Source organism: Streptomyces sp. MK37H (assembly GCF_018035285.1).
Taxonomy (GTDB): Bacteria; Actinomycetota; Actinomycetes; order Streptomycetales; family Streptomycetaceae; genus Streptomyces; species Streptomyces endocoffeicus.
The window spans coordinates 1-10,789 of sequence record NZ_JAAAYH010000314.1 but is presented as its reverse complement, the minus strand read 5'-3'; the positions used below and the strand labels follow the sequence as shown (position 1 = coordinate 10,789).

9 protein-coding genes and 1 pseudogene are annotated in these 10,789 nt (G+C 69.2%); 7 read left to right on the top strand and 3 right to left on the bottom strand.

Annotated elements, in window-relative coordinates; all coding sequences use genetic code 11:
- The first annotated feature begins 28 nt into the window (after positions 1-28).
- Together GWI24_RS32085 and adh are read left to right on the top strand one after the other, a co-directional pair.
- Positions 29-1,387 (top strand): GAF domain-containing protein, encoded by a 1,359-nt coding sequence (locus tag GWI24_RS32085; protein ID WP_210949555.1) that lies wholly within the window; start codon positions 29-31, stop codon positions 1,385-1,387.
- Between the two features lie 107 nt (positions 1,388-1,494).
- Positions 1,495-3,018, top strand: a complete 1,524-nt coding sequence (gene adh, locus GWI24_RS32080) for an aldehyde dehydrogenase (RefSeq protein WP_210949552.1) — start codon at positions 1,495-1,497, stop codon at positions 3,016-3,018.
- A 189-nt stretch (positions 3,019-3,207) separates the two neighbouring features.
- Here the strand turns inward: adh and GWI24_RS32075 are convergent.
- Positions 3,208-3,687: pseudogene (locus GWI24_RS32075) on the bottom strand (MMPL family transporter); the annotation flags it as partial.
- Between the two features lie 3 nt (positions 3,688-3,690).
- Between GWI24_RS32075 and GWI24_RS32070 the strand changes: the two are divergent.
- On the top strand, positions 3,691-4,797 hold the full coding sequence (locus GWI24_RS32070) for a histidine kinase (protein WP_210949550.1): 1,107 nt from the start codon (positions 3,691-3,693) through the stop codon (positions 4,795-4,797).
- On the opposite strand, the gene GWI24_RS32065 is transcribed toward GWI24_RS32070, so the two are convergent.
- Positions 4,772-5,404 carry a response regulator transcription factor gene (locus GWI24_RS32065; protein WP_308344157.1) on the bottom strand — a complete coding sequence of 211 codons (633 nt, stop codon included), beginning with the start codon at positions 5,402-5,404 and terminating at the stop codon, positions 4,772-4,774. The genes GWI24_RS32070 and GWI24_RS32065 overlap by 26 nt on opposite strands.
- A 320-nt stretch (positions 5,405-5,724) precedes the next feature.
- Between GWI24_RS32065 and GWI24_RS32060 the strand changes: the two genes are divergently transcribed.
- The gene (locus GWI24_RS32060) at positions 5,725-5,937 is read left to right on the top strand and encodes a hypothetical protein (protein ID WP_210949548.1); all 213 of its coding nucleotides are present in this window, start codon (positions 5,725-5,727) and stop codon (positions 5,935-5,937) included.
- A 320-nt stretch (positions 5,938-6,257) separates the two neighbouring features.
- The gene (locus GWI24_RS32055) at positions 6,258-7,478 is read left to right on the top strand and encodes a metallophosphoesterase (RefSeq protein ID WP_210949547.1); all 1,221 of its coding nucleotides are present in this window, start codon (positions 6,258-6,260) and stop codon (positions 7,476-7,478) included.
- A 128-nt stretch (positions 7,479-7,606) separates the two neighbouring features.
- Here GWI24_RS32055 and GWI24_RS32050 read toward each other — a convergent pair whose 3' ends face one another.
- Complete coding sequence (locus GWI24_RS32050) at positions 7,607-8,623, bottom strand: AraC family transcriptional regulator (RefSeq protein ID WP_308344156.1); 1,017 nt, start codon at positions 8,621-8,623, stop codon at positions 7,607-7,609.
- A 40-nt stretch (positions 8,624-8,663) separates the two neighbouring features.
- On the opposite strand from GWI24_RS32050, the gene GWI24_RS32045 reads away from it, so the two are divergent.
- Both GWI24_RS32045 and GWI24_RS32040 read left to right on the top strand, forming a co-directional pair.
- Positions 8,664-9,395 carry an SDR family oxidoreductase gene (locus tag GWI24_RS32045; RefSeq protein ID WP_210949546.1) on the top strand — a complete coding sequence of 244 codons (732 nt, stop codon included), beginning with the start codon at positions 8,664-8,666 and terminating at the stop codon, positions 9,393-9,395.
- Positions 9,396-9,686: 291 nt separating this feature from the next.
- The coding region (locus tag GWI24_RS32040) for a carboxylesterase/lipase family protein (RefSeq protein ID WP_210949545.1) at positions 9,687-10,789 on the top strand (1,103 nt) is incomplete at its 3' end.

The following is a 10,789-nucleotide window of genomic DNA, read 5'->3' as shown; positions in this document are numbered from 1 at the left end:
GCCCCTCCGTACCGCTGAGCGAGGCACCATGGTCAATCCCTGGCTGGCGATGGCGTCAGGCACCGACCCCGCTGAGCGCACCCGCGACGTGCGCCGCGCCCATGAGGCGTTTCTGACGGAGGGGGCGGTGAGTCCGGCCGTACGGCCGGTGGTGGCGGAGTCCTGGCGGCGCTCGGCCGACGCCCGGATCACCCAGGAGTGCAAGGCGCCGATCGACCTGGCGGACGACGCGCTGGACACCTACCGTGCGGACCATCCGCTGGCCCGGGTGATGCCGCTGTTCCGGGAGTTGCTGGGCAGCATCGCCCATGACGGGGCCCATCTGCTCGCGGTCTGCGACGAGCAGGGCCGGCTGCTGTGGGTGGAGGGGCACGCGGGGGTACGGAACCGGGCCGAGGGGATGAACTTCGTGGCCGGGGCGCGCTGGGACGAGCGCCACGCGGGCACCAACGCGCCCGGGACGGCGCTCACCGTCGACCACGCGGTGCAGATCTTCGCCACCGAGCACTTCAACCGCAGTGTGCAGCCGTGGACCTGCGCCGCCGCCCCGGTCCACGATCCGCACACCGGGCGGCTGCTGGGCGCGGTGGACATCACCGGCGGGGACCATCTGGCCGCCCCGCACAGCCTCGCCCTGGTCCAGGCGACCGCCCGCGCCGCCGAGGCCCAGCTGGGCGCCGAGGTGCCGCGGACGCGCGAGCCGCGGATCTCGCTGACGGCGCTGGGGCGGGACGAGGCGCTGCTGGTCGTCGACGGGCGGCGGCTGCGGCTCGGGCGGCGGCACAGCGAGATCATGGTGCTGCTGGCCGGCCATCCGGAGGGGCTGTCGGGCGACCGGCTGACGCTCGAGCTGTACGGGCCCCGGGCCGACGACCGCTCCCCCGTGACGCTGCGGGCCGAACTGTCCCGGCTGCGCCGCCTGGTGGGCCCGCTGCTGGGCTCGCGCCCGTACCGGCTCTGCGCACCCGTGCGCACCGATCTGGGCGACGCCGCCGAGGCGTTGGCCTCCGGCGACGCGTACACGGCGCTGCGGGCGTACACCGGGCCGCTGCTGCCGCTTTCGGAGGCGCCGGGGGTGTGCCGGATGCGGCGGATGCTGGAGGACGGGCTGCGGCGCGCCGTGCTGTCCCACGGCGATCCGGAGCTGCTGCGGCGCTGGGCGCAGACACCGTGGGGCGAGGACGATCTGGAGGTCGCGGAGGCGCTGCTGACCACGCTCCCGGCGCATGCGCCGGGGCGGGCGGCTCCGGCGGCGCGGGTGCGGCGGCTGCGGGAGCTGTACGGGCTGCCGGGCGGCGCCCACCACCAAGGCGGCCATGAGCACGGAGCCCTGCGGCAAGGGGACGGCCACCGGGACGCAACGTCCGCGCAACGTGGCCGCGCCTAGCCTCCCCGTCGGCTCCGCCCGCGTCGGCGCGGGCGGAGCCTGGACGCGCACACGGACGACGCGTCCGACAACGGGACCCACCACGCGTACACCAGGGAGGCCGCCCCATGACGCGTTTCGCAAGCCCCGGCTCCGAGGGCTCGGTCGTCACCTATCAGCCGCGCTATGACCACTGGATCGGCGGGGAGTACGTCACCCCGGCCCAGGGCCGCTACTTCGAGAACCCCACCCCCGTCAACGGGCAGCCCTTCACCGAGATCGCCCGGGGCACCGCCGAGGACGTCGAGCGGGCCCTGGACGCCGCCCACGCGGCCGCCCCCGCCTGGGGCCGTACGGCGCCCGCCGAGCGCGCCTCGGTGCTGCTGAAGATCGCCGATCGGATGGAGCAGAACCTGGAGGCCCTCGCGGTCGCCGAGAGCTGGGAGAACGGCAAGCCGGTACGGGAGACACTGGCCGCCGACATCCCGCTCGCCATCGACCACTTCCGCTACTTCGCGGGAGCCATCCGGGCGCAGGAGGGCAGCCTCTCCGAGATCGACCACGACACGGTCGCGTACCACTTCCATGAGCCGCTGGGCGTGGTCGCCCAGATCATCCCGTGGAACTTCCCCATCCTGATGGCCACCTGGAAGCTGGCCCCGGCGCTGGCCGCGGGCAACGCGGTGGTGCTGAAACCGGCCGAGCAGACGCCCGCCTCGATCCACGTCTGGATGAACCTGGTGGCCGATCTGCTGCCGCCAGGTGTGGTCAACATCGTCAACGGCTTCGGCGTGGAGGCCGGAAAGCCGCTGGCGTCCAACTCCCGGGTGGCCAAGGTCGCCTTCACCGGGGAGACCACCACCGGCCGGCTGATCATGCAGTACGCGAGCGAGAACCTGATCCCGGTCACCCTGGAGCTCGGCGGCAAGAGCCCGAACATCTTCTTCGACGATGTCTCGGCCACCGACGACGACTTCATGGACAAGGCCCTGGAAGGGTTCACCATGTTCGCCCTCAACCAGGGCGAGGTGTGCACCTGTCCCTCGCGCGCCCTGGTCCAGGGCGGCCACTACCAGGCGTTCATGGACGCGGCCGTGGCCCGTACGGAGAAGATCACGCAGGGGCATCCGCTGGACACCGACACCATGATCGGCGCCCAGGCGTCCAACGACCAGCTCGAGAAGATCCTGTCGTACCTGGACATCGGCCGGCAGGAGGGCGCCCGCGTCCTCACCGGCGGCAGCCGCGCCGAGCTCGGCGGTGAGCTGGAGGGCGGCTACTACGTCGAGCCCACGATCTTCGAGGGCGACAACCACATGCGGGTCTTCCAGGAGGAGATCTTCGGGCCGGTGGTCGCGGTGACGCGGTTCGGCGACTTCGACGACGCGATCGGGATCGCCAACGACACGCTCTACGGGCTGGGCGCGGGGGTGTGGACCCGGGACGGCTCGACCGCGTACCGGGCCGGGCGCGCCATCCAGGCGGGCCGGGTGTGGACCAACTGCTACCACGCCTACCCGGCGCACGCCGCCTTCGGCGGCTACAAGCAGTCCGGGATCGGCCGCGAGACCCACAAGATGATGCTGGACCACTACCAGCAGACGAAGAACCTGCTGGTGTCGTACTCGCCGAAGAAGCTCGGCTTCTTCTGAGCACCGCGACAGGGCGCCTGACCGGGGCGGATGCCCGTCAGGCGCCCTGTCGGCGCACGATTACCGATGGAACCGTCAGCAGCTTCCGGGTTAGCTTCTACAGCAAAGACACGATCACGTACGCATGATCCCAGCGGCCCGACCACACCCCGCTCACCTGCGGCGATGACTTTTCGAGCGGCATTAGGCTCAGCGGGCCGGGGTGAAGTCGGCGTCCCTGCGGTCGGGTTCGGAGGAAGCCGGGATCGCGCCGCTGAGTTTTTCGCCTTCGATGTCGACGTGCGGCAGGCGACGGTCGAGCCAGCCGGGCATTGACCAGGCCCGTCGGCCGAGCAGGGTCAGGACGGCGGGCACGATGGTCATGCGGACCACGAACGCGTCGAAGATCACCGCCGCGGCCAGACCGAGGCCGAGTGACTTGATCATGGCGTCGTCGCCGCCGATGAAGCCGCCGAAGACACCCGTCATGATCAGCGCAGCGGCGACGACGACCTTGCCGCTGTGCCGGAAGCCCTCGGTGATCGCGGTGCGCGGATCGGCGCCGTGGACGTATGCCTCCCGGATTCGGGTGACGAGGAAGACCTGGTAGTCCATGGCAAGGCCGAAGACGATGCCGACCAGGAGGATCGGCATGAGGCTCATGATCGGGCCGGCGGTCTGAAGGCCGACCTGGTGCTGCTGTTCGTGACCGAGCCGCCGATCGCGCCCACCACATGGCTGCCAGTGTTCGTCACCGGTCCCCTGGCCGCGCTCGCGCTGCCCAGCGCCCGCTACCCGCTGCCCTTCCCGGCCCGGGCCTTGGGGGTGGCGGCCATGTCCCTCACACTCAGCGGCCTGTGCCTGTTCGTGCCGGTGAGCGGGACGGACATCGGCTACCTGGAGGCATTCGCGCTGCTGTTCCTGATCATCCGGGCGCTTGCCCAGGTCTATCCCGTCCGGACCATGGCGTGGACCGTCGCCGCCCTGGCCGTCAGCATGCTGATGCAGGCGCTGCGCACCCGGACGCTGGACGGCTTCATCGCCGGCAGTTACATGGTCACGATCATGCTCTCGCTGGGCATCGCCATGGGCTGTGTAGTCCGCGCGACCGAGGCTCGCCGGCAGCGTGCGGTGCGGGACGTGCGGCAGGCCGAGCGGCTGGCTCTGGCCCGGGATCTGCACGACCTGATCGCCCACCACATGACGGGCATCATCGTGCAGGCCAACGCAGCCAGGACCATCCACGCGACCGCGTCCGAGAAGGTCGAGCCAGCCCTGGAGGCGATCGTCCGGTCCGGCACGGAGACCCTGGAATCGATGCGGCGCCTGGTACGGGTGCTGCGCGAGGACGGCCATCAGGCGCTGCGACCGGGCGATCTCCTCGCCGAACTCGGGGAGACTGTCGGCGAGTTCTCCCGGCACCGGCCCGACGCCCCGGCGGCCCGGCTCGAGGCGAGCGCCGCGGCCCGCGCGAGCCGGTTCAGCCCGGAGGCCGAGGCGACCGTACTGCGGGTGGTCAGAGAGGCCCTCACCAATGTGATGCGGCATGCTCCGGGCGAACGGGTGACCGTACGCCTGGACGCCGATCCGGAGTGGTTGCGGGTGACGGTGACCAACAGCGCGAGACTCCGCCCGACGGACCCCCCGGCGGGCGGCCGCGGCGGTTTCGGTCTGATCGGTCTGCGCGAACGCGTCGAGGCACTCGACGGCACGTTCTGGGCTGGTGCCACGGGCTCGGGTCAGTGGGAGGTACGGACGAGTCTGCCACGCCCCGTCACGGACGCTGGTCGCGCGATGTGACCACGCCGTTCTCCCACGCCCAGGCCGCGATCTCGACGCGATTGCGGGCCTCGACCTTGGCCTGGATCCGGGCCAGATACGTCTTCACCGACGACAGCGACAGGAACAGTTCCTCGGCGATCTCCTGGTTGGTGCGGCCCACCGCCACCAGACCGGCGATCTCCGTCTCCCGGCTGCTCAGCCCGGCGGCCTCCCGGTGCTCCTCGCTGCCACCGAATCCGTGCTGCAGCCCGCGCAGCAGCCGCACCGTGACCGCCGGCGAGATCAGCGCGTCGCCGCGCGAGGCCGCCCGTACCGCCTCCACGAGCAGCGCGGGCGGAGCATCCTTGAGCAGGAAACCGCAGGCGCCATAGCGCAGCGCGTCGCGTACGTAGTCGTCCTGGTCGAACGTCGTGATCACTACGACGTTCAACATAGGTTCGCCGGGCCGCTCACCCGCCAGGGCGCGGGTGACCTCCAAGCCGTCCATCCGCGGCATACGGATGTCGGCCGGCACCACCGCGGGGCGCAGCCGACGGGCCAGTTCGACGCACTCGACACCATCTCGGGCGACACCCACGACCCGGATGCCGGGCTGGGCATCGCGCTCGGATTCGCACCGCCTCACGCCCGCGGGTGCCAGTCTGTACGCCGACTCCCTTGAGAAGACACTCAAGGACGAGTAGTACCTCATCGTGTGGAAACCGTGGGGTCCTGCCTACCGTACGCAGGACCCCACCGCCTCTGGAAAGCGTGGAATGAACCATGTCCCGAGCGGTACAGCCACTCAAGGGAGCGGCGGTCACAGCTGTGGCCGTACTCGTATGCCACCTCATCCTCAGCGCCGGCTACGCCGCCGCACGGGCCCAGAAACGGGCAGACCCCGACGACTCATGGGTACCCGATGAAATCCACCTGGTCACATTCGTTCTGGGGATCTTACTCGTCATGCCACTGCTGCTCTGGGCAGGAATGCGCATTCTCCGCGAAAGGGACAACTACCTGCTGATCATGGTCGGCAGTCTGCTCTGGTTGCTCGGAGCCGGATCCAACCTCAGCCACCTGAAGTACACGCCAGGCGCCCACCTGCCGGTGCCCCTGCTCGCAGGGATGGTGGCCGTCGGGGCCCTCCTGGCCCCCGCCTCGCGGCTCTTCCGGTGATGACCGTTTTAGGTGTGCCCCGGCAGCCACGTTGGACCCCAACTCAAGCGCGTCTGAGCGACGTGCATTGCCAGCATGGGAATGACCTGCTCACTCCGCTGCTCCGGCCTCCCAACGCAATGCACTTCGCGCTGGCCTCACCTCTGAGGTCATCTCCAACATGACCATGAGAGCTCGTTCTCATGATCGCGCGAGATGGCAGGTTCCCGAAGTCGGCCCCGCGCCAGTGGGGGAGTTCAGCGAAGGCCGGATACGGTCCGGCCGGCCCAAGGCGACCGGATACAGTGCGCGAGACGGCAGCCTGGTCAGGGAGGGGAAGCGTGACCGACACCAGCAACACCCGGCCCGCCGAGGGTGAAGCGCAAGCGTCGCCGCAGAGCCGACCGCACCGCCTGCTGCGCTACGTCCCCCTGATCGCCCCCGTGCTGCTGTGGGCCGTGCCCTGCTGGGTGCTCCTACACAGCGGCCAGCACTGGCCGCTGCCCGTCACGCTGGCCGGCACCGCCCTGTTCACCCTCGCCCTCATCGGTATGCCGCTCGCGATGGTGCGCGGCCACGGCCGGCGCCAGCAGGACCGGGCGGCGATCATCGGCGACACCCTGCTGGGCACCAGCTGGACTCTGTTCACCTGGTCCGTTCTGCTCGGCGTCCTCTTGCGGCTCGCCCTGACCGTGGCCGGCATCGGCGAGAGCCAGGACCGGGCCCGAATCATCACCTGGGCCGTCCTCGGCATCACCGCCGTACTGCTCGGCTGGGGGCACGCCGAGGCCCGCCGCGTGCCACGCGTGCGCCGACTCGACGTCCAACTCCCACGGCTGGGTGCCGGATTGGACGGCATCCGCGTCGCCCTCATCACCGACACCCACTACGGCCCGCTCGATCGCACTCGCTGGTCGGCGCGGGTATGCGAGACGGTGAACACTCTGGAGGCCGACCTGGTCTGCCACACCGGCGACATCGCGGACGGCACGGCCGAACGCCGCCGCGCCCAGGCCGCCCCACTCGGTACGGTGCGGGCCACCCGGGCCCGGGTATACGTCACCGGCAACCACGAGTACCACAGCGAGGCCCAGGGCTGGGTCGACCTGATGGACGAGCTGGGCTGGGAGCCGCTGCGCAACCGCCATCTGCTGCTCGAAAGCGGAGGCGACACCCTCGTGGTCGCCGGCGTGGATGACGTCACCGCCGAGTCCTCCGGCCTGGCAGGCCACCGCGCCCACCTCGCCGGAGCCTTGAACGGCGCCGACCCCGACTCACCCGTCCTGCTCCTGGCACACCAGCCCAAGTTCATCGACCGGGCGGCAGCCGCCGGCATCGACCTCCAACTCTCCGGCCACACCCACGGCGGCCAGATCTGGCCCTTCCACCACCTCGTCCGCATCGACCAGCCCGCCCTCGCCGGCCTCAGCCACCACGGCCCCCGCACCCTCCTCTACACCAGCCGCGGCACCGGCTTCTGGGGCCCGCCGTTCCGCGTCTTCGCCCCCAGCGAGATCACCCTGCTTGTGCTCCGCTCCCCGCACCCGCCCACCTCGATATAGCACTCGACGGGCCGCGACGCGCCCTGCGGGGTGCTTGAACGGGGCGAGGGCCTCTGGTTTCGGTGTGGATTGCGACATCCGCACCGGCACACAGAAGGCCAGCCGCCCCCGCCAGTGCTGCAGCACTATCAAACTGCGCCAGAATCGACGAAGGATTCCTGGCTCGGCCCGCTGCTCACAGCGCGATGTGCTGTATCGCGAAATTGTTTGGGTGAGGAGCCGACCACGCGGCGGAATGCGGTGCTGAACGCGCTCTCGGATTCATAGCCGGTCGCGAATGCCAGCTCGGAGATCGATTGAGTGCCGCGGCGCAGGGCATCACGTGCAAGGCTCATTCGCCATTCGATCAAGTAGGTCAGTGGCGCAGTTCCGACCTGCTTCTTGAAGGACGCGGCGAACACCGAGCGTGACATGCAGCTGATACTGGCGAGCTCTTTGAGGGTCCAATGGTGCGCCACGTCTGCGTGCATGGCACGAAGTGCGGCACCGATGCCGTCGTCGTTGAGTGCCCCCAGCCAGCCAGTGGGCCGGCCGGATTCGTCGGCGTGGGCGCGCAGCATATGGACGAACAGGATCTGTGCGAGATGGTCCAGGACCAGAGAGCCGCCGACGGCGGTGGTCTCGGTCTCGGCGACCATCAGTTCACTCAGGTGAGCGAGCAGCCTGCCTCGAGGATCCGCGGCATGGACGTGCACGAGCGGCGGCAGAACATCGATCAGGATGGGGGCGTTCATGTCGTCGAACGAGAAGTGCCCGCCGCACAGGTATGTGTCTTCCTCGTCCTTGGGTCCGATACGCACAGCGCCGTCCACAGCGCTGTCCCACAACGGCTTCGCAGAGCGGGGTTTCACGGTGGGCGAGCTGGCCAGTACGTAGGGCGGAGGGTTGCCCAGCAGGTAGAAGTCGCCCTCGTTCAGCCGTACAGGTTCGAGCCCTTCGAGGGCCAGCCAGCATTCGCCACGCACGACGACGCCGAGTTTCACGTGTGGGAACGGGTCGAAACGCACCGCCCATGGTCCCGCGGCGTGGAGACCGGCCTCGACCACGGTGCGGGGCCGCAGAAGGCCGATGGCATCAGCGATCGGATCGCTGGAGCCGAGCACCGATCCATTCGCGGACGATGCGTAAAGAATCGGAGACTTCACGTGATGCATCGTACCGCTCTGGTCCCGCAGTATCGAGATCATGAACATCGCGAAGCAAACGGCGCTTGTCACAGGCGCCAACAAGGGCATCGGATTCGAGACCGCACGTCAGCTCGCGCACCAGGGCTTCACGGTCTGGCTGGGGTGCCGCCATCAAGGGCGAGGCGAAGCCGCAGCAAAGGAACTCTCCCAGGACGGAGACGTTCGATTCGTCAGCCTCGATGTGACCGATACGGAAAGCGTCAGGGCCGCTGCGGCGCACATCAGCGACGAAACCGGCGCGCTGGACGTGCTGGTCAACAACGCGGGCGTCGCGATCGGGGAAGGTGAAGGTCTTCCCAGTGCGGTGCGGCTGGAAACGATCCAGCACACGTTGGACGTGAACTTCTACGGGGCTCTGCGCGTCACGCAGGAATTCTTGCCGCTCCTGCGGAAGGCGCAGGCCGGACGCATCGTGAATGTGAGCAGCACGGTGGGGTCGATCACCACACTCGTATCTCCAGACAACCCGCTGGCGCAGTTTCCGGCCTTCGCCTACCCCGCGTCGAAGACCCTCATCAATGCACTCACCGGATGGTTCGCCGTCGAACTCAACGACACGCCGATCAAGATCAACTCAGTGTGCCCGGGATACATCGCCACCGATCTGAACAACAACCTCGGAACGCATCATCCATCACAGGGTGCGAAGGTCGTCGTGCGCGCCGCCACGCTCCCGGCGGACGGTCCCAGCGGCAGCTTCTTCGACGTGAACGGCCCCGTGGGCTGGTGACCTTCAGGACTCGATATCGCACCCCGACGCCCGCGGCGCTGCGAGCGGGCTTGGCCGATGGATGCCCTCGTCTCCGGATGTTTGAGGCATCTGAAGGTACAGGTCCGTTGAGCGGACTGGCGGCGTTGCACACCCGTTGCTCGAAACGGAGCATGCGGATTCCCCGCTCGTTCCTGCCCCTCGGGAGGTTCAGTGCGCTCCATTGTTCGACGAGAACTTGCGGCCCTTGTGAGTCTGCTCGCCCTGCTGACCGTTGTATCGGCCGTACCTTCGTCCGCGGCCCCTCGCCCCTTGACGATCTCCACCGACAAAGGCGCGGTCGCGGGAGCCACGGCGGACGGGGTCGATCGGTTCCTCGGCATCCCGTACGCCGCGCCACCGGTCGGTACCAGACGCTGGCAGCCTCCCGCACCCGCTTCCGCCTGGTCGAGCCCGCGGTCGGCTACCACGTACGGCTCGCGCTGCCCGCAGTCGCCCACCAGCACCGGCCCGGGCATGAGCGAGGACTGTCTGTATCTCAACGTCTACACCCCCGAACGGCGAACGAACCGCCCGCTGCCGGTGCTGTTCTGGATCCATGGCGGGGGCTTCTCCAGCGGTGCCGGTGACCTCTACGACGGCTCGCAGATCGCGAAGGCCGACAACGTAGTGGTCGTCACGATCAACTACCGGCTGGGCGTGTTCGGTTTCCTCGACGTGCCCGGGCTGAGCAGGCAGGGTGCGGGCAACTACGGCCTGCTCGACCAGGAGGCGGCTCTTCGCTGGACGCAGCGCAACATAGGTGCCTTCGGAGGGGACGCGGGCCGCGTGACCATCGCGGGCGAGTCGGCCGGCGGCCACTCCGTCTGCGCTCTGCTGTCCTCGCCTCCGGCGCGCGCTCTGTTCGCTGGTGCGATCATCCAGAGCGGCGGGTGTCCGAGCCTCACGGTCGCACAGGCCACCGCCAAGGGCGAGGACTACGCCGCGGCCGTCGGCTGTTCCGTTCCGGCGACCGCCGTGTCCTGTCTACGGGCCAAGTCGGCGAACAAACTGCTGGCCGCCGACAGCGGCTTCGTCGGCTCCATCCTGACCGGCCCCCTTCCCGTGTCCGGGGTTCCCGAACTGCCCCTCGCGCCGAGCGTTGCCGTACGATCCGGCCGGATCCACAATGTCCCGCTCCTCATCGGCAGCACCCGCGACGAGGTACGCCAATGGGCACTGCCGTTCGCGAACGCGACGAAGGGCCAGTACGAGCGGGCGGTCAGGCTGGAGTTCGGCGCACAGGCCGACGCCGTACTCGCGCACTACCCCTACAGCGCCTACGACAGCCCGTACACAGCGACGTATGCCATCGGCACGTTGTGGGACGACAGCAGCGTCTTCTACGGACTGGGCGGCTGCCAGTACCAGAACCT

Excerpts from the sequence above, each read along its gene's own strand:
- GWI24_RS32085 (WP_210949555.1), top strand. The coding sequence starts at position 29 with ATGGTCAATCCCTGGCTGGCGATGGCGTCAGGCACCGACCCCGCTGAG.
- adh (WP_210949552.1), top strand. The coding sequence starts at position 1,495 with ATGACGCGTTTCGCAAGCCCCGGCTCCGAGGGCTCGGTCGTCACCTAT.
- GWI24_RS32060 (WP_210949548.1), top strand. The coding sequence starts at position 5,725 with ATGCCACTGCTGCTCTGGGCAGGAATGCGCATTCTCCGCGAAAGGGAC.
- GWI24_RS32045 (WP_210949546.1), top strand. The coding sequence starts at position 8,664 with ATGAACATCGCGAAGCAAACGGCGCTTGTCACAGGCGCCAACAAGGGC.